2 protein-coding genes are annotated in these 1,182 nt (G+C 29.4%); both read right to left on the bottom strand.

Features of this window, described 5'->3' with window-relative positions; translation table 11 throughout:
• Positions 1–58 precede the first annotated feature (58 nt).
• On the bottom strand, positions 59–499 hold the full coding sequence (locus CLPUN_RS08955; protein ID WP_077846954.1) for a hypothetical protein: 441 nt from the start codon (positions 497–499) through the stop codon (positions 59–61).
• 11 nt (positions 500–510) lie between these two features.
• A partial coding sequence (istB, locus tag CLPUN_RS08950; protein ID WP_143329011.1) for an IS21-like element helper ATPase IstB occupies positions 511–1,182 on the bottom strand: 672 nt, incomplete at its 5' end.

Here is a 1,182-nt window from a genome sequence, read left to right as displayed (position 1 = left end):
TGTAGATTGTCAAGTACTTTTGACCCACTTTTGCAACTAAAATTGACCCACTAACAGTTTAATTTATTATGCTAACATCATAGCCGCTTTCGCGTAAGCGGATTATATTAATTTCTATAGTTTTAGCACTTGGTGCAATTTTAATATATTTTGATAATTCCATTAGTCTATCTTGAAGTAAATCAATATTTAATAAATCTATTGGATCTTTACAATATAACTTTTCAGGAAATGATGCTACGATTGGTGTAGCATCATTTTTTCCTTTGCTTAATAAATCATCTATACTTATGAAAGCATTAGACTCATCTGATAGTGGCTCATATATTTTCAGCTGTCTATTATACACATATCCTGTATATTTCTTTAATAATTTTACATAATAATCGTAATTAAAAGATGTTGTACTCAAAACAAATTCTTTTGCTGCTTTTTTACCTTCAGTATTGAATATATATATAAATTTTTTATAATCTAAATCTTTATGTGAATGCTTCAAAACAAATCCTCCTATTTATTGCCCTTTACTCTATAGCTATCACCTGTTATACTAATAAGATGACAGTGATGCATTAGTCTATCTAATATTGCTGTTGCAGCAAGTTTGCTAGTAAATATTTTATCCCAATTACCTAATGGTATATTGGTAGTTATTATTAGGGAGCCTTTTTCATATCGTTGGCGGATGATTTGAAAAAATAGGCTTTCTTTTTCTTTATCCATTTGAAAATGACCTAGCTCGTCTATAATAAGCAAATCTACTTTTCTTATTGCTTTAAACTTATTTTCTAAAGTTCCATCAAGATAACTTTTATATAATTTATCCATAAGTTCCTGAGCGGGAGTAAATAATACTTTGAGACTAGTATTACAAGCTAGTACACCTAATGCAGTGCCAATATGGCTTTTGCCTACACCTGGCGGGCCGATTAGAATTACATTTTCTTTATTTTTAATAAATGAAAGTGTCTGCAAATCTCGTATCTTAGCTTCATTTATATTATCAGGGAATGAAAAATCAAATCCATCTAATGTTTTAATACCTTCAAACTTAGCTGCCTTAATATTTCTCATAGCGTTTCTTTCTCTTTTACCATTAGCTTCAATTTCGAGTAATCTTACTAAAAATTCTCGATGACCAATCTTATTTTCGATAGCGTATGCTATTTCTGATTCGAAATT

It is taken from the genome of Clostridium puniceum (genome assembly GCF_002006345.1).
In the GTDB taxonomy this organism is placed as follows: domain Bacteria; phylum Bacillota; class Clostridia; order Clostridiales; family Clostridiaceae; genus Clostridium; species Clostridium puniceum.
The sequence above is the reverse complement of the archived record's forward strand: the minus strand, read 5'-3'. Positions and strand labels throughout refer to the sequence as shown.